Origin of the sequence: Xenorhabdus stockiae (genome assembly GCF_002632825.1) — a bacterium.
Classification (GTDB): Bacteria; Pseudomonadota; Gammaproteobacteria; order Enterobacterales; family Enterobacteriaceae; genus Xenorhabdus; species Xenorhabdus stockiae.
Window position 1 is genome coordinate 15,280 of sequence record NZ_NJAJ01000018.1, and the last position, 18,423, is coordinate 33,702.

Sequence of the window (18,423 nt, forward strand, 5' to 3'; positions counted from 1 at the left end):
AATAATAGTGAGGCTGATTATTTTCAGGCTATGCGGCATTAAGGACGCAGAGAATGGGTCATCCATAAGATAAAACCGTAACCTGACTGCTCGTCAGATAAACGATAACAGCCATCATTTTTCTGCTGTGTTATGGATAGGGTGATTTTGGTATTCTGCCTGAACCCTAACCATGTCACTGCAATTTTTTTTATATATAAGATAACTGAAGGAGCTTTTGGTGCTTACAGCAAAAAATATCACCGCAACTTACGGTAAAAAAACCGTATTGCATGATTTGTCAGTAGACTTTGCCCAAGGGCGCATTACCGCGCTCGTCGGGTCTAATGGCTGCGGTAAGTCAACACTTCTGAAGTCCATCATGGGCTTCATTCCACTGAAAAGCGGGGAAATTTTACTGGAAGGTAAGCCGATTACAGGAATAGGCCGCAAAGCGCTGGCCCGAAAGATCTCTTATCTGCCACAGGAATGCCACTGCCCGGACTACATGACACTGGGAGAGTTGATCGAACTGGCTGCTTGTGGACGCCATTCTCTTTTCGGCGGGGCATCTGCGCGGGATCGCAAACTGTTTCATGATGTGCTAGAAATCGTCGGCTTGGCTGATCAGGCCAATTCTCAGGTCAGTTCCCTTTCAGGAGGACAACGCCAGCGGGCCTGGGTGGCGATGGTGCTTGCACAGGATACTGACATCATTCTTATGGACGAACCCGTCAATCACTTAGATATCAAATATCAGTACACCGTGCTAAAACTGATCCGTGATCTCTCACTCCAGCACGGAAAAACTATCGTTGTGGTGTTACATGATTTAAATCTGACTACCACTTTTGCCGATGATGTTGTGATGCTTAATACTGGCAACGTCGTTGCCGCGGGCGCTGTGAGTAAAACAATAACCGTAGATAATATCCAGCGTGTATTCGATATTCCGGCTGATATTTTCAGTTATAATGGCAGTCTTATCTGTCAGCCTTATCCGGGCATAAACCAACCTGAAAATTGGTCCGGAGTATAACGATGAAACCCAGTCTATTCTTTATATTCGCACCTTTTTTATTACTGCTGATCTTCTTTTTTAGTCTTTCTTTCGGTGCAAATATTGCGTCATTTTCGCAAATTTATGCCGCTTTAACCCAGTCTGAACCACAAAACTATGAACAAGCCGTTATTTTATACCAGCGACTGCCACGTGCGCTGATTTCTGTTTATGTCGGAGCGGTGATGGCATGCAGCGGTCTTGTTTTCCAGGGGCTTATCCGCAACCCGCTGGCTTCTTCATCAACATTAGGCATCAATGCCGGTGCAACCCTGTTTGTCGTAGCTGGTGCAATCGTGTTTTCGCTCGACCTGACATTACAAGGCATAGCGGCCCTTTTAGGTGGGCTATTTGGTTTTTTGTCATCTCTTTTAATATCTCGTCTGGCGGGCGTTAACACCGTTTCTCGCGACTTGCTGCTGATACTGGCTGGCACATTAATAGCGATGCTTTATCTTGGGGTAAGTAATGCTGTTCTTCTTGCTTATCCTGAAACGCGAACTGAATATTTGAGCTGGCTAGCAGGGGCTATCAATCATGTTTATATCACAAGACTGCACCATTTCTGGTGGTTCGGTCTGCTGGCCTTAATCGTGCTTTTATTACTGGCTCGTCCTCTGACGCTCATTCTGCTCGGTTACGAAAAAGCGCATTCGATTGGTGTGAATGCAACGCTTGTTTCGCGCATTGCGCTAATTGCCGCCATAGTTGCATCCAGTTCTGCCGTTGCCATATGCGGGCCGATCGGTTTCGTAGGGCTGATTGTACCCCATATTGTCAAGCCTTTGGTTGGACAGAACTTTATGCTGTCGCTGCCAGCCTGTGCTCTGGCAGGAGCAAGTATCTGCCTGATCGCTAATCTTTGTGCGCAGACACTCTTCCAGCCTTATGTCATACATACCGGCATTCTGATGGATTTTTTGGGCGGGCTGTTTTTTATCTGGATCATCAGAAAACGCTATCTTTCAACAACATCAACGAGATTGTTATGAAGTTCAGTCAGGCAATAGACGGAAAACGAGTATTACGTTTCGCGAATGGATTACAAATGCGTACCCTCGATATAAAAGTCGGGTTATGTCTATTTACCATTACGATCATACTCGTCGTTATTTCTTTAAGCGTGGGAGTTACGGACGTTGGTGTCTATGAATTCTTGCATATGCTTTTCGGTAACTCGCTGGAACACCACCAGTTTTATGCACTCTGGGTTGTACGGATCCCGCATATTTTATTGGGGCTGATGGTTGGTTGGTGCGCGGCCCTTGCCGGCGCTATTCTACAACCGATTGCTCGTAATCCATTGGCCGACCCCAGTCTTTTTGGCATAAGTCAGGGTTCAATGACAATGATCATCATCTTGCTGGCGTTCGTTCCCACCGCACCTAACATACTGATCGTCCTTGCTGCACTGGCTGGTGGGCTGGCTGTTGCATTGTTTTTGACTTTACTCGTCGGCAATAATCGCGCAAGTGGCTTGGCAATTTTATTGATGGGAATTGCTGTCTCGTCCGTTCTCGGTTCAGTCAGCTCTTTTCTTATTCTCTATCTTCCAACAGAGTTATCCCTGCATCTTGCCGGATGGATGGAAGGATCACTATTTCAGGCAAGCTGGTCAGTTATCGCATCATTCATGCCATTATTTTTATTGAGCATTATCGGCATTTTGCTCATCGGCCCTGCTTTAAATCGCTATGAACTTGGAAACGAACTTGCTTTATCCCTTGGAGAACCTATCAAATATTCCCGCCCGATGCTGATGGGATTCTCTGTCTTGTTAAGCGCTGCATCTGTCACCGCAGTAGGGCCATTGAGCTTTCTAGGGATACTGGCACCACATCTGGCCAGTTTTATTTCATCGGCTACCGGACGCGCCCGTTTGTTTCTTTCCGCTCTGGTGGGCGGCAATCTAGTCATTGCAGCAGATATCATAACGAAAGCAGCACCAGCAGGCGTCTTTATCCCTATCGGGCTGAGCTTCACACTTATTGGTGTGCCCCTGTTCATCCTGACAATGCGGCTTCGCGCACTGCGTAAACACTAAATATTTGCCGTATCTGTTGTGGAGTGGTGCCCGTTATTCATCTATGTTCCATTTAAACCGTCACTGAAACGTCTTCTTCTGAATAGAACACTTTCAGTGATGGTTTTTTCTATTTTGGAAAATATCTCAGGTGTGATCAATTATTGTCAATCACATAATTCCTTAAACTTTCTTTTAGACTAAAATTATATATCCTTAGTTTAATAACTAAGGATATATAAAAGTGAAATTAGAAATTCAATTCGTTAATAATAAAAAATTAATCTGCACAACATTTAATTAACAAGTGAGCGACAGGGCTTCCTATTGCATTTTTTAAAATTAAAACTTTTATCATTCTCAGTAGAAATAAAATAATTAACTCCAGCTACCCGATCCATAACCACCACCTGCTACCATGGAGAGAGCTGCACCCTGGAAAGTTCCAAGAAAAGAACCATCTGCACTGTAGAAATTCAGAGTTAAATAATCGGTAGCTCCGAAAAACCAAAAATTTGTAGTATCAGAAAAAAGTTTATCTAAATTGCTTGTTAAAATAACGCCAGCTGAACTGCCTACACCTGGAGAAGCGAATCCCCATGAAGAACCGTTAAAAACCTCTGTATAATCTATCAACCCGACTTTAAAGTGCTGACGAATAATGGAACTATCTACAGCAACTAAAGCAGCGTAGCCCTCTGTTTCCAAAGACGTCATTTCTTTTACTGTTTTATCAATGAGCTCAGGCTCCCATTTACCTTCTGCTTGTTTTTTAAACTCTTCAATCGTTTTTAAATTTACTTTTTCACTCATAATATTACCTATATATCGTATGAAATTAAAAAATATAAAAATAATTCCACTCCCTTATTGGATACTATTTTTAATAGTATCAACCCCTTCTATGAAAGTAATTTACCCCAAAGGAAATAAGCATCATTAAATTTATCTCTCTATCTATAAAAAAATTAAAATGCATTACAATAACAAGTATGGATAATTTCAAATTACACACTAAATATCATTTTATTATATTAAAAGTATTTTCATACATAAGTGATTATATTCCATTTTGATGACTTAGATTTACAAACCTTAACTCATCCTTATGAATTCCCTTTATCTTTCCCATCTGAAATACTTTTTAATATAACAATTAATAAATCTCTCTATCGAAATCTAACTCATATACTGACCATCTTATTAACTTAGATAATTAAAACATATTATCTGTTGATCTTTTTAAGAAAAAAGTTAATTTCTATTATGTAAAAAAGTATCGCCTTTATATAAATCAGATTTAAAATACTAAAGGAGATCTTCATGATAGATAAAATTTTGTCCTCCTCTGAAGTAAAATCCCTACCGTGGAGAAACAATGATGCTCCATTATTAATTGTTCTTGGGCAGTCAAATAGTTACGGTCACGCCACTCAACTGGCACCAAATGAAGCAATTACTCAGGGTTTAAATAATGTATTTACCCTGTCCCTGCCTGAAGTTTATAGCGTCAATTTTTCAACTATTAACTGGACAGGCCTGACGAGTTTTGGCCATGCCAATATTGGTGCTCCATGTGGTTTACCGCGAGGTAATCAGGATCATCCGGTTAATATCGCCAATCGTTTTGCCCGCTATTGGCAAAATCATATTAACACCGGTAATATTCTCAAATTACCTGATCTTTATGTCATTCTCATGGGATACGGTGGGCAGGGAATGTATTTACCTGATACACCTGATAACCGTTGGGCGCCAGAGCGGGACCCTGATGATGTAGAATCCCTCTACCCCCGCGCAGTCAGAACATTAAGGATGGCGGTGAATTCTCTGCGTAAAATGGGGAAAACTCCCCGCATACTGGCCGTTCACTGGAATCAGTGGGAAGCAGAAACTGAAAGTTTAGCCGCAGCAAAAGCCGCAGAAATGAATTTTACCCGTATCGTTACCGGTCTCAGTGATGCCATAGGCTCGCGCAATATACCGTGGAGATTTTATTACCCGCTTTCAGTCTGGTTTGACCCCCTTAATACCAGTTATGTTTCCGAAGCAATGAATAGTGTGATTGCGGCTAACCCTGAGTATCGAACACTCGTCGATGCCAGAAATGCACCAAACTATAACGGGATCGCCACCCAATTTGGGGTATTTACTCCCGATGATATGCATTACAACGCAGAGACCCAAAAATGGTTTGCCCGACAGGAATGGGCTCAGATTATGGCTGGTTATAAAGGTGTTGAGTTGTAGAATGTATTTATACTTTTCGTCTTTCAAATTGCCTTTTTATCGGACAATAGGTGGTGTAAAAATACCACCTATATTTCCACACAAAATCGCTGCATAAGCACCCTTCTTCCTGTTTCTGTCAACGTCAGCTCCCGGCTATCTAATTGCCGGATAGCCCATTTTTTCTGCAAAAAAAGATTCAGGAGCGATGAACCCAGAAAACCACCAAGATGGAAATATCGCTCACTCCAGTCAAGACAGGAACAGGCAAATTTCCGTCCGGAAATTGTTTTCGCATCCAAACTTAGACCAAGAGAAAAGAAAAATTCTTTACCATGTGGCGTTAAGCGGTAATCATCCGTTATCCAAAAACGGGACAGCAAACTGTTATGAATTTTTACGGCGACTTCTCCGGCCATATGGTCATAGCAAGTTCGGAAGGAACGCAATGATTTTGGTGTCGACGTTTTCACAACCCCGAAACTTTTACTATTCACGAAACACATCATGCTTTCCAGCAATACTGCGACTTCTTTACTATAAATTTTAAAATAACGGTATCGCCCCTGCTTAATACAGCTCACCAGATTTTGTTCTACTAACCGGCTTAAATGTGCACTAGCTGTCGAAGGTGCTATATCAGCAGCAGTGCTTAATTCAGTCGCTGTGTAAGCGCGTCCGTCCATCATCAGAAATAGCATACAGATACGAGCACGATCCGATAATAATGCAGAAACTACAGTGACTTTTTTCTCCAGAGTTAATTCACACATATCTACCCCATACCCGATACAGCCAACAAAGAGGTTACTTGAAAAGCGAAGGATATATTTCGCTACCCAGCGAAGTAACCGTCAAAACGGCAATATATGATTGCGTTTTCTATTCTTCAAGGAAACGATAATGTTAGCAGTTATATTTGAAGTCGAAATCGCAGAAAACCAAAGTGAGCGTTACTTTGACACCGCAGCCATGCTAAGGCCACTACTGGATACTATTCCGGGCTTTATTTCTGTAGAGCGCTTTCAAAGTCTGTCTCAAAATAATAAATATCTTTCATTATCCTATTGGCGGGATGAGGAATCTGTTAAACAGTGGCGGAATACCTGCCAGCACCGGGAAGCACAAATATTAGGACGCAATGGGATATTTGCAGATTATAAATTGAGGGTCTCAGCCATTATTCGTGATTATGGCATGTATGAACGGGAAGAAGTGCCAAAGGAAGATTAACCCTGAGCTATCGGGAGATCGGTTGCCAGCATCTCCCGATATACTCGCCACCTTTTAAGTCATAAATTGTATTAGCCACAGCTAATATACAGCAAATGAGCACCCCATTAATCGGCCGAAGAACATCCAGTACCAGTATCCTATTACAAATCCTGCAATCAACATATAGCTGATCGATTTGAATTTACATACTGAAAAAATTTTTACTCCTTTTACGATAAATATCAGTAGAAAAGGCAGCAAAAAAAACAGGCATAAAGGTGCAGTCAATACCCTGTCATCATCAATAACAAAAGAGCTGACCACATCACAAACGGTATTTATTCCTTCCTCTCCGATTGTCCATTCATAATCAACAGTTGACAAACAACCTATCAATATCGTACTGAACAAAATAAAAGTAATACAGGCGAGTATATTTAGAGTTTTCATGCACATTTGTTTTTCTTATCTGTTTATAAGGCATAAGACGAGATTTAATCCTTTCCTAAGTTCACTAACTTAAATCTGAAACGTTTATATCAAAAAACTTAATACGTGATTCTTCTTACCTATCAAAGATAAGATCTCGATCACAAGATAAAATAATATAATAAGAAAAAAAGAAGGGATTTACTGAATGCAAAAGAACTCAATACACATTAAGAGGTATAAGCCATTAAAACAATTAATAACAAAGCGTTATTAAGGAACCAAAGAGGAAATAAAAGGCTCTTATCGCAAACCGATAAGAGCCAGAAATCACAGAATTAAATTAGAATATATTATCTATACATCTCAAACAAAGACATTCCTTTTAGATCAGTAAATGCTTTGAAAGAAGCCTGCAAAGAAGCCTGTTGCTGATAATAATTGGAAATCGTGGAAGTCCAATCCACATCAACTAACTCCCCTGAGCGAACTTTGTTGGCAATACTGCGCTCACTACCCAGAGAATCCAGCTGTTCCAGTTCCTGAAGCTGTAAACCCAGTACTGCTTCAACAGAAGAGAGGTTATTCAGGCTATTGCGAATACCACGGTTAGCTTTGTTGATAAGCTCCGCTGCTTGGTTTTTTTCTTCTTCAGTTTCTGAACTGTATGGCTCTTTTAAAGCTTTGATTGCCATATCGATAGTGGCAAAAATATCAGACTCACTATCAATTTTGCCATCAGGTTCTTTAATCGGATTCGGAGGCGAGGATAAAAAGACCTGCTGTCCTGTATGAGCGATAACCATTGAGCGGTTATCATCCACTTTCTGAGTGATTTTTTCAGACCCACCAACATAAGTGACTTTGCCATCTTTATCCGCCGAAAAAGGCGGCACATCGGTTTTATAGCCGGCAAAAATATAACGGCCATTGCCATCGGTTTTATTGGCAAGGTTTAACAGCTCGTCTTTAAAACCCTTCAATTGCTGTGCATAGGATGAACGATCCTGATCACTTTGTTCATCTGCTGCTGCCACTAAAGTTTCAAACACATTCGTTGTTACCTTAACGGCGTTCGCTGTAATACTCAGCTGGGATGACATTGCATTTTTGGCAAAAATACGCGCAGTGGTAAATTGTTGGTTTTTCGATTCAGACTGAGAAACCATAATATTCTGCGATGCCGCCAGAGGATCATCAGATGGGTTAATAACCCGACGTCCGCTGGACAATTGTTCACCATATTTCATCCATTTGGATTGAGCGCCAAAAATCCCATCCATTTTCTGGCCGTATAATTGATTCGTACTTACACGCACAGTATCACTCCTTATTATTCCTTTTATCAGCGAATGCCTAAAATAGCATCGAACAACGTCGTCGCCGTCTGGATCACACGGGCGTTTGCCAGATAATACTGCTGCATACGCTGCAATTCGCCGTACTCTTCATCCATATTAACGCCGGAGATTGATTCACGGGTTTCTTTCAGCTTATCAACAATATGGCCCTGTGTTTCAACGCTGATTTGTGCGCTGTTGGCTTTACTACCGACTGTACTCACCAGTGATGCATAAGCACCGGAAAAAGAAGCCTTGCCATCCACCAGACGCTTATCCTGTAATTCAAGGAATTTCTTCGCGTTGCGGTTATCACTTGGGCCAGCACCTTTCTCACTGGCGGTTGCCAGTTGGGAAGAATCCTTAAGATTCACTTCCAGTGTTGCGATAACATTGCCGACAGTTTTCAGAGTATATTTATCGTGTTCCTGTACATCAGGCGCTGTGATTTCGACTTTCAGTCCATCGAATTCCAGCGTATTGCCATTTTTGGTTACAGCAACCATTTCACGATCAGAAACACGCTGGACTTTCCAGTCTCCACCTTCATATTTGAGGGTGTAATCGCTGGCTTTAACTTTCGTGGAATCCGCATATTCCACCTTAATCTCAGCTGTGCCTTTGTTATCGCTATTTGAAATAATTTCTGACGATTTGAAATTAAAGAAATCAACCCCTTTCTCGCCTTTCAGATCAAAACCACCGTGTTGTACCTGATTAAACTGATCCGCCATCACCAACGCCAGTTGGTTCAGTTCATTACGGGTTGAATCAACCACTTCGCTACGAACACGCAATGCACCACCCAACGCGCCACCAGAAATGAAACGATCATCAATTTCTCTCGTGCCCACTGTGCCGTTGTTATAACCCAGCGTAATACGGCCGCTGTCAGCACTGGATGGAATAGCTTCCATACGGTAGGATTTACTGCCTGATACCAGTGACATGCCACCACCGAATGAGACGTTATAAACGCCACCATCCTGCTGTGTCACATTCACTTCCACCAACTGGTTTAATTTATTGACTGCCAGATCACGTTTATCCAACAATGCCAGCGGTTCACCCGTGCCAGTACCGCGCATACGGATGATTTCATTATTCAGCTTGGCAATTTCTTCTGCATATTTGTTGATTTCTTTGACATTCTGCTCAATCTGAGAATTGATGCCACTATCAAGCTGACGCAGAAATTCATCAGCTTCTTTAAAACGACTGACCAAGCCTTCAGCTTTGCCTAAAACCGTGGTTCTTGCCGCGCTGTCTTCTGCATTGCTCTCAACGGTACCAATGCTTTTGAAAAAATCTTCGAAAGAATTGGAAAGGCTGGTGTCTTTATCAGCCAACAGATTGTTGATCTTAGTTATCTGTTCGTTATATGACTTTAACGCAGAATGTTTGGTCTGAGCTGAATTGAACTGCTGGTTAATAAATTCGCTGTATTCACGGTTAATAGTCGTAACCGCTGTTCCGTTACCTATAAAACCCACCGGGGACATAGTTCCATTATTTTGCGTCATGACGGTGTTCTGTCGGTTGTAGCCCTCACTTTTGGAGTTGGCAATATTATTACTTACTACACCCATTGCCACCTGAGCGGCATTAATACCGCTCATCGCAGTATTCATAAGACTGTTGGACATGTGTAGATCCTTTTACGTTTTCGCTCTGCCTCTATTCAGAGAGACATGACTGCTATCGTTATCGGTATAAATTCTCTGTAAAAGTTATCGGCAGAAGAACCTGAACCTTGAACAAAAATGATTTAGACGGTGACTCAGAACAAATCATCAAAATCGTAGGTGTAGGCTTTTACCATCTGGGTGCCGTTACTCTTTAATTGCTGGATCAGTGATACCAGTTTCTGGGCATAACCGGGGTCTGTGGCATAACCTGCTTCTTGCAAGGAATGAGCCCCTTGCTCTGCGGTCACTGACTGTGCGACTTTGGCGTAGCGGGGGTTTTCCGTCAGCAGCTTGACGTAATCCGTGACGGCTTCCAGATAAGAATCATAGACCCGGAAACTGTCACGCATTTTTTGCGGCTCACCATTCACATACTCGGTTGTCATGATATTGGTGACCGCCCCCTTCCAGCTTTTACCCGCCTTGATACCAAACAGGTTATGGCTCGGTTTGCCTTCTTCAGTCAGTATTTCCCGCTGACCCCAGCCAGATTCCAGCGCCGCCTGTGCAATAATCAACAAATGAGGAATTCCGCTTTGCTGACTGGCTATCTGTGCCGGTATGGAAAGCATGGAGACAAAACTGGAACTGTTTATTGGCAGGGATTTTGATTGCGCCCCCCCTGAAGAAGATTTATCAGACTGGTTTTTGTCGGGCATCGCCCGGCGTAGAAACTGCTCCAGCGCTTGTGTCGGCAGAGTATGCAGGATGTCATTGCCCAGCGGCATCGGCACGGTTCCGGCCAGCTCACTGGGAGCACTGTTCGCACCGGAAACCTGTTTAACGATCATATCGGCAAATCCCAGCCCCTTTTGGGAGAGATCCTGCGCAATTTGCTGATCGTACATCGAAGTATAAAAACGCGTCTGGTCACTGCTTAACATGCCGTCCTGCGGCAACGAGGAACGCATACTTTTCAGCATCATCTGAACAAATACGCCTTCCAGTTGTTGGGCTACCTGCCGTAGCCCCTGTTGTGGTTCCTGTGATAACTTCGCTTTCAGTGAATGAAGTGAATTCACATCATAAGCCGCGGTCGGCATCGACAGAAAATCATTCATCAGATAATCTCCAGCTTCGCCCGTAAGCAGCCTGCACTTTCCATCGCCTGTAGAATCGACATTAAGTCTGTCGGTGTTGCACCCAATGCGTTCAGGGCACGGATAACTTGAGTCAGATTTGCGCTGGAATTGACTTTCTGTAGTACACCGCCCTGCTCCTGAATACCAACACCTGTGTTGCGTGTTACGACAGTATTACCTCCCGCCAACGGAGTATCCGGCTGGCTGACTGCGGTCTGACGTTCGACAATCACAGACAGGCTACCATGCGCAATCGCACAACTATCCAGTGTGACATTACGGTTCATCACCAGCGATCCGGTACGGGAGTTGAAAATCACTTTGGCATCACCGGCATCAACGCGAATATGCAGATTCTGCACCTGTGACAGAAATTTCACCTGCTCACTGTTTTCTATCGGCAGACGCAGCTGTACCGTGCGGGAATCCAGCGCTGTTGCCGTACCCACACCTTGCAGGCGGTTGACCGCATCACTGATTTGCTGCGCCAGACTGAAATCATCCTCATTCAGTTGCAGATTCAGTGTTCCTTTCTGGCCGAATCGCGTTGGTAACTCCCGTTCAATAACTGCACCATTAGAAATGCGTCCGCCTGCCAGCTGGTTGATTTTCACGCTGTTACCACCGGCACTGACACCAGCCCCGCCAACCAGAATATTACCCTGAGCCAGTGCGTATACCTGATTATCCACACCTTTCAGTGGCGTCATCAGCAATGTACCGCCGCGCAGACTTTTGGCATTACCCAGTGAAGAAACCACCACATCAATATTCTGCCCTGAACGTGCAAAAGGTGGCAGCTTAGCTGTCACCATCACAGCAGCAACGTTTTTAAGCTGCATATTCGTGCCGGGGGGCACAGTAATACCCAGCTGTGACAACATATTATTCAGGCTTTGCGTGGTGAAAGGTGTCTGCATGGTCTGGTCACCCGTTCCATCCAGCCCGACCACTAAACCATAACCAATCAGCGCGTTATCCCTGATACCTTCAATCGTCGTCAAATCACGAATGCGTTCAGCGAAAGCGCTGGTTGGTGCGAACGTATTGAACAGTACCAGCACCAACGTAAAAAGGCTGGCGACTAATTTTTTCATCCTGACCATCCTCTTTTAAAACGGTGAGATATTCATAAAGAAACGTTGTAACCAGCCCATATGCTGCGCTTCATTAATATAACCATCGCCAACATACTCAATGCGAGCATCCGCAACCTGATTGGAGCTGACTGTATTGCTGCCGCTGATGGTGCGCGGATTCACAACACCGGAGAAGCGGATAAATTCCGTTCCCTGATTGATGGCGATCTGTTTTTCCCCGATAACATGCAGGTTACCGTTTGCCAGCAAGTGATCCACTGTCACAGTGATTGTGCCCCGGAAAGTATTGTTGGCATTCGCTCCACCTTTGCCGCCAAACTCACTGTTACCTTCCATCTCAATATCGGTTTTCCCCCCACCAATCACGCCCTCTAAGAAACGAGGTGTCACAGCAGCAAGGAAACCCGTTTTACCGCTACGACTGGCATTGGCGGAAGAGTTTTTGCTCGCACTGACATTTTCTTGCAGGATAATAGTTAGCGTATCACCGATATTGCGTGGACGACGGTCTTCAAACAATGGCTGATAACCATAGTAAACTGGCTGGACGGTCTGAAAAACAGAACCATTCGGCGCTGGCGCAGGTGCTTCGGTTGGCTTGGCAGTTGTCACCCCTTTCACCAGTGGTTTGTGCGGCATATAAGCACATCCCCCTAATGTCAGTACTGACAATGCGAGTACCGCCGCAGTTCTGCTGATACGCCGCTTATTTCCCCGGTTTTTCCGTAAACCGGCACAGCTATCAGCCATAGGATTTTCAGTATGGCTTTCAGCAACGGGCATTGTATCCATCTTCGATGCTCTTATGTTTATCGCAGTAATCATGAAGGGTTTATACCCTCTGGGTATAAATCCCTACTGATTAATGATTAGATTATAACTGGGTAAGTTTTTGCAGCATCTGATCAGATGTTGATACTGCCTTACTGTTAATTTCGTAGGCTCGCTGAACCTGAATCATATTGACCAGCTCTTCCGCCACGTTGACGTTAGAGGTTTCAACATAACCCTGATACAACAATCCGGCACCATTGATGCCCGGCGCGTTTTCGACCGGAATACCGGAACTGTTGGTTTCCAGATACAGGTTCTCACCAATACTTTCCAGACCACTTTCGTTAATGAAAGTCGTCAGTGTCAGTTGCCCGATCTGCTGTGGTGCGTTCTGCCCCTGTACGTTGACGCTGACAATACCATCACGGGCAATGCTCATTTTGGTGGCATTGTCCGGAATAATGATGGCAGGCATGACCTGAAAGCCGCCCGCTGTCACCAGCTGACCATTCTGATCCACCTGAAATGAACCATCGCGGGTATAGCCGGTTGTGCCATCAGGCATCTGGATCTGGAAGAAACCCTGTCCTTTGACTGCCACGTCCTTGCTGTTGTTGGTCTGAGCCAGATTACCCTGACTATGCAGTCGTTCAGTCGCTACCGGACGAACCCCAGTACCAATCTGCAAACCGGATGGCAGGTTAGTCTGTTCAGACGACATCGCACCAGGCTGACGTTCAGTTTGATAAAGCAAATCTTCAAACACCGCGCGCTGACGTTTAAAACCATTCGTGCTGACGTTTGCCAGGTTGTTGGCAATAACGTCCATATTTGTTTGCTGAGCATCCAGCCCAGTCTTAGCAACCCATAAAGAACGGATCATGAATTTATCCTCTGTTTCCGACTCAGCTCATTGCGAGAATTTGATTAGCTCGCTGAGCGTTTTCATCGGAACTGTGTATGACTTTCATCTGCATCTCAAAACGACGCGCGTTGGCAATCATATTCACCATGCTTTCCACCGGATTTACATTGCTGCCTTCCAGTACACCCGGCATGATTTTTACTTCGGTGCTTGCTGCCAGCTCATCGCCCTGCTGTTCCCGTGCCTGTTGCGTTAAATGGAATAATCCATCATCACCACGCACAACCTGACCCGCTTCCGGTTTGACAATTTTCAGTTTGCCAATCTGCCCCAATAAAGTCGGAGGATCGCTGGCAATCAGAGCAGAAATGGCACCATCTCCGGCAAGCGTCAGTTCAGCCTGTGGCGGAACATCAATCGGCCCGTTCTCGCCCATCAACATGCGTCCCTGTACCATCAGTTGCCCTTCCGGTGAAATCTGGATGTTACCGTTACGGGTATAGGCTTCTGTCCCGTCTTCAAGCTGAACAGCCAGATAACCGCCTTGTCCGACAGCAACGTCCAACGGGCGGGAGGTATAATTCATCGGCCCCTGACGGCTATCCATACCGGGAGTCGAAGCCACAACCAAAGTACGGGTTGGCAGGGTTTCACCTTCAATGGGGACAGCACGCAGCGCAGCAAGCTGGGCTTTAAAGCCCGGCGTTGAAGCGTTAGCCAGATTGTTGGTAGTAACAGCCTGATGCTCCAGTGTCTGGCGCGCGGCTCCCATAGCGGTGTATATAACGTGATCCATAAAGCGATCTCCAAAAAAGCTATCCGCCTGAGATTATTAACGCATGCTGACCAGAGTTTGCAGGATTTGATCCTGAGTCTTGATGGTCTGGGCGTTGGATTGATAGTTACGCTGAGCGACGATCATATTAACCAGTTCCTGACTCATATCGACGTTTGAGGCTTCCAGCGCGCCGCTGATCAGCTTACCGAAGTTACCAGAACCCGCTGTACCCACAACCGGACTGCCGGATGCACCGGTTTCGACCCAAACGTTATCACCCTGTGATGCCAGACCTTCCGGGTTAGAGAAGTTAGCCAGAACAACCTGTCCCAGAACCTGAGTCTGCTGGTTAGAATAGATACCGTAAATTTTGCCGTCTGCATCTACACGGTAATTAGTGAAGTGACCGGCTTCATAGCCGTCTTGTTGCAGGTTAGAAACAGAATCCTGCTGAATGCTCTGCTGTTTGCTACCGTTAAAATCGATAGTGATCGCCGCAGGATTAGAGCCATTCAGTGCTGGCATATTAAATGCAAATGCGTTGTCATTGCCTTTAATACGACCATTATTGTCGAATTCCACATTACCCAGTTTCTGGGCCGCAGAACCTGCTACAGAAGTATCCTGTGCATAAATTTCCCATTTGTTATCTTCGGTCTTAACAAAGAAAACATTCACGTTATGTTCATTACCCAGACTATCGTATACGGACATACCCGTGCTGTAGTTAAAGCTGTCTTTTTTGGCTGGATCAAACGGGTTCGCAGCTGCGTCGATAGCTTTATTCATCGAATTCAGGTTAGTTGTCATCGTAACCTTCGTAGTCGCTTTCGCATCCAGCATATCTGTTGCGATAGCGATCGGTCCCGGTGCTGCACCACGTTGAATTTCAGGCCCGTTTGGTCCCTGTACGGCCGGATAACCCGTTAGTTTCATGCCCTGCATATTGATCAGGGTACGGTCTGAGTCCATTTTGAACTGACCATTACGGGAATAAAAAATGTTACCGTTTTCATCCAGCATGCGGAAAAAACCGCCCTGCGTGATGGCCATATCTAATTGACGGTTAGTAGTAGTGGTTGAACCATCTTTAAAGTTCTGAACCATGCCAGAAACTTTAACGCCCAAACCTACATCAGAACCGCTGAATACATCAGCAAACGCCGCTGAACTCGATTTAAAACCGAATGTCGCTGAGTTCGCAATATTGTTACCGATTACGTCCAGGTTACTTGCTGCGGCATTTAAGCCACTGACTGCCTGTGAAAAAGCCATATGTCCTCCGTTTTGTTAAAGAATCTGACGAACTTTATCCATGGTTACCGAACCCGCCAGCCCTAAATCTAATTTAGTGCCGTCCTCACCCCGCGTGACGCCGTTTACTTCGGCAGATACCAACGGAAGTGTCACTAACGCTTGATCTCGATAGCTTGCGGAAACCGTGAAACTATAAGCACTGTTTTCCACTTCCTTGCCATCTGCGTCTTTGCCATCCCAGTTAACTTTATGTATACCGTTTTGTACTGATTTTGATTCTATTTCCCGAACGACTACGCCACTCTTATTTCTGATGGTCACTTTTACGTGTTCAGCAGGACGAGCCAGTTCGAAACCGAATGTCGATACACTAATGCCTTTATCTTCACTGGGACCGGTTAAAATCTTATCGCCTGGGATCATGACCTTACGACCGATCAACTGGGTCGTCTGCATGGCCTGATTGCCTTCCATCTGGCTGACAACAGCGCCCAGCGATTTATTGAGTTTCTCAATCCCTTCCACTGTACTGATCTGCGCAAGCTGCGTAGTCAGTTCATTGTTTTGCATGGGATTGGTTGGATCCTGATTCTTAAGTTGCGCAACCAGCAGATTCAGAAAGTTATCTTTAATATCATTGCTGTCTTGCTTTTTTTTGGGGCTACTGGCTAATTCACCAATCGTTGAATTATCCAGAGAATCATTGATTGAAGCAGTAACTGCCATAATGGAATTCCTGTTACTGACCCAGAGTCAGGGTTTTCAGCATGATGGACTTGGTGGTATTGAGTACTTCAATATTGGCCTGATAGCTGCGGGAAGCAGAGATGGTATTGACCATTTCTCCGACGACATCCACATTCGGCATACGCACATAGCCTTTTTCATCCGCCAATGGGTTACCCGGCTGGTATTCAAGGCGGAAAGGTGTTGGATCATCCACCACTTCGCTGACACGCACGCCGCCAACCTCCTGTCCTGCGGGAGCAGCGACACGGAAGACCACCTGCTTGGCGCGATAAGGCTCGCCATCCGGCCCGACGATACTATCGGCATTCGCCATATTGCTGGCACTGACATTCAGTCGCTGGGACTGAGCAGAAAGCGCGGAGCCGGCAATATCAAAAATACTGAGTAGAGACATTCCCATTATCCTTGTGACTGTAGAACTGACATCATGCTTTTGATCTGAGCATTCGTCATCGTAAGTTCAGCCTGATATTTCAGACTGTTATCTGCAAAATTGCTGCGTTCCATATCCATGTCAACGGTATTTCCATCCATAGCCGTCTGATGAGGAACCCGATACAACAGATCCATCTCCAGACGTTGCTGGGGCTGAATGGGAATATGTCGATTGGAAGTCAGAGTCAGCCCAATTCCATTCCCAGTTACCCGCCCGTGATCCATCACTTTTTTTAACTGAGCGGCAAAATCGATATCGCGTGCCTGATAGCCGGGGGTATCCGCATTGGCAATGTTTGCAGACAGAATTTCCTGCCGCTGGTTGCGGAGCACCAGAGCTTCCTGTCGAAAATGAAAGGCGGCGTCTAATTTATCGAGCATATTCCTCCCTCGCCTGTTTTTAAGCCAGATTTATGGCCTTTCTTGTAGGGCTAATTCCGTAGAACCAAGCCCTGTAACGCATTAAGAGCGATAACAGCATAAACGCAGAAGAAAAAGCCGATTCGAAGAATAGACACAAATTGATTTGCTATTTATCCCATTAACTAATAATCAAGCGCGTTACACTATTAATTAGTCAGATAGAGTTAATGAAATGAAGAACGGCAACAGGTACTGATTATTTTTTGCAATCATGGTCTACCCTATTAGAGTTGGGTATCAGGTATGTCAGGTAAGGAAAATTAAGGTGATAAAATGTCTGTATTAAAATTTATCGTATCCGTTACTTTTTTCCTTAATGTATTTTTAGGCTGCTCTCTGGCATGGGGAAGTGATTTGCCTCGCTCAATAAATGATTATTTCAGACAAATTCACCACGGCACGAACTATAAAGTTTCCGTTGAAATCAAAACACCGGAACAACAATGGCCGACGTGTGAATCGCCTGACATACATCCCCCTATGGGCAATAAAAACTGGGGCAATATTTCACTGCCTGTTAATTGTGGTCAACAGCGTCGTTTTATGCAGATTTACGTTAGTGTTAACGGCCCGTATCTGGTCTCAAACCGGGCTATTCAGCGCAACGCTGTACTGACAGAAAAAGATTTTCAGAGCAAGACGGGTCATTTGGACAAATTGCCAAATAACATCATTCATAACAAAAAGGCCGTAAAAAATGGAATTGCCATCCGCAATATCCCCGCCGGACAACTCATCACAAGCAATATGATCCGGCGTCCGTGGGTGATTAAAGCCGGACAAAATGTCATCGTCATTGTAGATGGGCAAAATTTCCGGGTACGTTATGAAGGAAAAGCGATTAACAATGCTGCCAGTTTTGATAATATCCGTATCCGTTTGGTTTCCGGGCAGGTTATTACCGGTGAAGCTCAGGAAAATGGCAGTGTAAAAATGATGTTATAAGTGTCTAAAGTTTTATTGCTTTCAGCCGATATAACCATCAGACCATGATTT

General features: G+C 44.7%; 20 protein-coding genes. 6 read left to right on the forward strand and 14 right to left on the reverse strand.

Going from position 1 to position 18,423, the window contains the following annotated elements:
• The first annotated feature begins 220 nt into the window (after window positions 1-220).
• The 3 genes from Xsto_RS10735 to Xsto_RS10745 are packed head-to-tail and all read left to right on the forward strand — an operon-like array spanning window position 221 to window position 3,083.
• Complete coding sequence (locus Xsto_RS10735) at window positions 221-1,018, forward strand: ABC transporter ATP-binding protein (RefSeq protein ID WP_099125054.1); 798 nt, start codon at window positions 221-223, stop codon at window positions 1,016-1,018.
• 2 nt (window positions 1,019-1,020) lie between these two features.
• On the forward strand, window positions 1,021-2,031 hold the full coding sequence (locus Xsto_RS10740) for a FecCD family ABC transporter permease (RefSeq protein ID WP_099125055.1): 1,011 nt from the start codon (window positions 1,021-1,023) through the stop codon (window positions 2,029-2,031).
• Window positions 2,028-3,083, forward strand: a complete 1,056-nt coding sequence (locus Xsto_RS10745) for a FecCD family ABC transporter permease (protein WP_099125056.1) — start codon at window positions 2,028-2,030, stop codon at window positions 3,081-3,083. Before Xsto_RS10740 ends, Xsto_RS10745 begins: the two co-directional genes overlap by 4 nt.
• 357 nt (window positions 3,084-3,440) lie before the next feature.
• Here Xsto_RS10745 and Xsto_RS10750 read toward each other — a convergent pair whose 3' ends face one another.
• A complete protein-coding gene (locus Xsto_RS10750; protein ID WP_099125057.1) occupies window positions 3,441-3,875 on the reverse strand; it encodes a VapA/VapB family virulence-associated protein in 435 nt (144 codons plus the stop codon).
• Between the two features lie 510 nt (window positions 3,876-4,385).
• On the opposite strand from Xsto_RS10750, the gene Xsto_RS10755 reads away from it, so the two are divergent.
• Window positions 4,386-5,312: a sialate O-acetylesterase family protein gene (locus Xsto_RS10755; protein WP_099125058.1), complete on the forward strand. Its 927-nt coding sequence runs from the start codon at window positions 4,386-4,388 to the stop codon at window positions 5,310-5,312.
• A 68-nt stretch (window positions 5,313-5,380) separates the two neighbouring features.
• On the opposite strand, the gene Xsto_RS10760 is transcribed toward Xsto_RS10755, so the two are convergent.
• Complete coding sequence (locus Xsto_RS10760; RefSeq protein WP_099125059.1) at window positions 5,381-6,064, reverse strand: ArsR/SmtB family transcription factor; 684 nt, start codon at window positions 6,062-6,064, stop codon at window positions 5,381-5,383.
• 130 nt (window positions 6,065-6,194) lie between these two features.
• Here Xsto_RS10760 and Xsto_RS10765 point away from each other — a divergent pair, with 130 nt between their 5' ends.
• Entirely contained in the window at window positions 6,195-6,524 is a 330-nt protein-coding gene (locus Xsto_RS10765; protein ID WP_099125060.1) for an antibiotic biosynthesis monooxygenase family protein, read from the forward strand.
• Between the two features lie 81 nt (window positions 6,525-6,605).
• Here the strand turns inward: Xsto_RS10765 and Xsto_RS22850 are convergent, their stop codons facing one another.
• From Xsto_RS22850 to flgB, 12 genes are all read right to left on the reverse strand, one after another.
• On the reverse strand, window positions 6,606-6,962 hold the full coding sequence (locus Xsto_RS22850; protein WP_099125061.1) for a DUF2645 family protein: 357 nt from the start codon (window positions 6,960-6,962) through the stop codon (window positions 6,606-6,608).
• 326 nt (window positions 6,963-7,288) lie between these two features.
• Window positions 7,289-8,254 carry a flagellar hook-associated protein FlgL gene (gene flgL / locus Xsto_RS10775; protein WP_099125062.1) on the reverse strand — a complete coding sequence of 322 codons (966 nt, stop codon included), beginning with the start codon at window positions 8,252-8,254 and terminating at the stop codon, window positions 7,289-7,291.
• A gap of 26 nt (window positions 8,255-8,280) precedes the next feature.
• The gene (flgK, locus tag Xsto_RS10780) at window positions 8,281-9,921 is read right to left on the reverse strand and encodes a flagellar hook-associated protein FlgK (RefSeq protein ID WP_099109749.1); all 1,641 of its coding nucleotides are present in this window, start codon (window positions 9,919-9,921) and stop codon (window positions 8,281-8,283) included.
• A 134-nt stretch (window positions 9,922-10,055) separates the two neighbouring features.
• Window positions 10,056-11,024 carry a flagellar assembly peptidoglycan hydrolase FlgJ gene (flgJ, locus tag Xsto_RS10785; protein ID WP_099109748.1) on the reverse strand — a complete coding sequence of 323 codons (969 nt, stop codon included), beginning with the start codon at window positions 11,022-11,024 and terminating at the stop codon, window positions 10,056-10,058.
• Window positions 11,024-12,142 (reverse strand): flagellar basal body P-ring protein FlgI, encoded by a 1,119-nt coding sequence (locus Xsto_RS10790; RefSeq protein WP_099109747.1) that lies wholly within the window; start codon window positions 12,140-12,142, stop codon window positions 11,024-11,026. The genes flgJ and Xsto_RS10790 overlap by 1 nt, the downstream gene beginning before the upstream one ends.
• Window positions 12,143-12,157: 15 nt before the next feature.
• Window positions 12,158-12,937, reverse strand: coding sequence for a flagellar basal body L-ring protein FlgH (locus Xsto_RS10795; protein WP_099109746.1), 780 nt, complete (start codon window positions 12,935-12,937; stop codon window positions 12,158-12,160).
• 82 nt (window positions 12,938-13,019) lie between these two features.
• A complete protein-coding gene (gene flgG, locus Xsto_RS10800; RefSeq protein ID WP_099109745.1) occupies window positions 13,020-13,802 on the reverse strand; it encodes a flagellar basal-body rod protein FlgG in 783 nt (260 codons plus the stop codon).
• 22 nt (window positions 13,803-13,824) lie between these two features.
• Window positions 13,825-14,580, reverse strand: coding sequence for a flagellar basal body rod protein FlgF (locus tag Xsto_RS10805; RefSeq protein ID WP_099109744.1), 756 nt, complete (start codon window positions 14,578-14,580; stop codon window positions 13,825-13,827).
• A 36-nt stretch (window positions 14,581-14,616) separates the two neighbouring features.
• Window positions 14,617-15,837, reverse strand: a complete 1,221-nt coding sequence (gene flgE / locus Xsto_RS10810; RefSeq protein ID WP_099109743.1) for a flagellar hook protein FlgE — start codon at window positions 15,835-15,837, stop codon at window positions 14,617-14,619.
• Window positions 15,838-15,852: 15 nt separating this feature from the next.
• Window positions 15,853-16,545: a flagellar hook assembly protein FlgD gene (locus Xsto_RS10815; RefSeq protein WP_099125063.1), complete on the reverse strand. Its 693-nt coding sequence runs from the start codon at window positions 16,543-16,545 to the stop codon at window positions 15,853-15,855.
• A gap of 13 nt (window positions 16,546-16,558) precedes the next feature.
• Entirely contained in the window at window positions 16,559-16,963 is a 405-nt protein-coding gene (gene flgC, locus Xsto_RS10820) for a flagellar basal body rod protein FlgC (RefSeq protein ID WP_099109741.1), read from the reverse strand.
• Between the two features lie 5 nt (window positions 16,964-16,968).
• Window positions 16,969-17,385: a flagellar basal body rod protein FlgB gene (gene flgB / locus Xsto_RS10825; RefSeq protein ID WP_099109740.1), complete on the reverse strand. Its 417-nt coding sequence runs from the start codon at window positions 17,383-17,385 to the stop codon at window positions 16,969-16,971.
• Between the two features lie 315 nt (window positions 17,386-17,700).
• Between flgB and flgA the strand changes: the two genes are divergently transcribed.
• Window positions 17,701-18,372 carry a flagellar basal body P-ring formation chaperone FlgA gene (gene flgA, locus Xsto_RS10830; protein ID WP_099125064.1) on the forward strand — a complete coding sequence of 224 codons (672 nt, stop codon included), beginning with the start codon at window positions 17,701-17,703 and terminating at the stop codon, window positions 18,370-18,372.
• The last annotated feature ends 51 nt before the right edge of the window (window positions 18,373-18,423 follow it).

Bases quoted from the DNA above. Each gene is read 5' to 3' on its own strand.
- flgG (WP_099109745.1), bottom strand. From the start codon at position 13,802: ATGATCCGTTCTTTATGGGTTGCTAAGACTGGGCTGGATGCTCAGCAA.
- flgK (WP_099109749.1), bottom strand. From the start codon at position 9,921: ATGTCCAACAGTCTTATGAATACTGCGATGAGCGGTATTAATGCCGCT.
- flgJ (WP_099109748.1), bottom strand. From the start codon at position 11,024: ATGAATGATTTTCTGTCGATGCCGACCGCGGCTTATGATGTGAATTCA.
- Xsto_RS10745 (WP_099125056.1), top strand. From the start codon at position 2,028: ATGAAGTTCAGTCAGGCAATAGACGGAAAACGAGTATTACGTTTCGCG.
- Xsto_RS22850 (WP_099125061.1), bottom strand. From the start codon at position 6,962: ATGTGCATGAAAACTCTAAATATACTCGCCTGTATTACTTTTATTTTG.
- Xsto_RS10790 (WP_099109747.1), bottom strand. From the start codon at position 12,142: ATGAAAAAATTAGTCGCCAGCCTTTTTACGTTGGTGCTGGTACTGTTC.
- flgA (WP_099125064.1), top strand. From the start codon at position 17,701: ATGTCTGTATTAAAATTTATCGTATCCGTTACTTTTTTCCTTAATGTA.
- Xsto_RS10815 (WP_099125063.1), bottom strand. From the start codon at position 16,545: ATGGCAGTTACTGCTTCAATCAATGATTCTCTGGATAATTCAACGATT.
- Xsto_RS10765 (WP_099125060.1), top strand. From the start codon at position 6,195: ATGTTAGCAGTTATATTTGAAGTCGAAATCGCAGAAAACCAAAGTGAG.
- flgB (WP_099109740.1), bottom strand. From the start codon at position 17,385: ATGCTCGATAAATTAGACGCCGCCTTTCATTTTCGACAGGAAGCTCTG.
- Xsto_RS10795 (WP_099109746.1), bottom strand. From the start codon at position 12,937: ATGGATACAATGCCCGTTGCTGAAAGCCATACTGAAAATCCTATGGCT.
- Xsto_RS10740 (WP_099125055.1), top strand. From the start codon at position 1,021: ATGAAACCCAGTCTATTCTTTATATTCGCACCTTTTTTATTACTGCTG.
- Xsto_RS10755 (WP_099125058.1), top strand. From the start codon at position 4,386: ATGATAGATAAAATTTTGTCCTCCTCTGAAGTAAAATCCCTACCGTGG.
- Xsto_RS10805 (WP_099109744.1), bottom strand. From the start codon at position 14,580: ATGGATCACGTTATATACACCGCTATGGGAGCCGCGCGCCAGACACTG.
- Xsto_RS10750 (WP_099125057.1), bottom strand. From the start codon at position 3,875: ATGAGTGAAAAAGTAAATTTAAAAACGATTGAAGAGTTTAAAAAACAA.
- flgE (WP_099109743.1), bottom strand. From the start codon at position 15,837: ATGGCTTTTTCACAGGCAGTCAGTGGCTTAAATGCCGCAGCAAGTAAC.
- flgC (WP_099109741.1), bottom strand. From the start codon at position 16,963: ATGTCTCTACTCAGTATTTTTGATATTGCCGGCTCCGCGCTTTCTGCT.
- Xsto_RS10760 (WP_099125059.1), bottom strand. From the start codon at position 6,064: ATGTGTGAATTAACTCTGGAGAAAAAAGTCACTGTAGTTTCTGCATTA.